This window comes from Oleiphilus sp. HI0123 (genome assembly GCF_001635315.1).
In genome coordinates this window covers 1-561 of record NZ_LWGE01000006.1, presented here as the reverse complement: position 1 = coordinate 561, position 561 = coordinate 1, and the positions used below count along the sequence as shown (strand labels likewise).

General features: G+C 40.8%; 1 protein-coding gene. It reads left to right on the top strand.

All coding sequences use genetic code 11. From position 1 onward, the window contains the following. Nucleotides 1-492, top strand: a 492-nt coding sequence (locus A3761_RS00120) for a MotA/TolQ/ExbB proton channel family protein (RefSeq protein ID WP_068749603.1), incomplete at its 5' end; no start/stop codon positions are given. Nucleotides 493-561 lie beyond the last annotated feature (69 nt).

The window sequence follows — 561 nt, the reverse complement described above, 5'->3', positions numbered from 1 at the left end:
AAGGGGCTGTTACCGATTCTTAGAAAGCGCGATTACCCAAAAGCGCTAAAGTTTGCTAACGACTCACAGGCTGCTATTGCAGCAATTATGGGTGCGGGTTTAAGTCGTTTATTAAACAATGCTAACCGGGATGAAATTGAGTTCGCTATGGAAGAAGGCTTGATGGAAACACTTCCTCGCCTTGAAAAGCGTACACAGTATTTAGCGACATTAGCTAACGTATCTACCTTGCTTGGTTTGCTGGGTACTATCATTGGTTTGATTGCTGCGTTCACTGCAGTAGCCAATGCCGATCCAGCAGAAAAAGCTTCTCTTCTTTCTCAAAGCATCTCCGTTGCAATGAATACAACTGCTTTTGGTTTGATGGCTGCTATTCCTCTATTGCTTTGCCATGCAGTGCTACAGACTAAGACCAATGAAATTGTCGATAGTTTTGAGATGGCTGGTGTGAAATTACTAAATATGATTTCCGATAAAACTGGTCAGTCCTAGCACTCATCTTTTTTATGAACTCAATTGACAGTAGTTTATTTATTCAAAAGATAGATAACTAACCGGTAT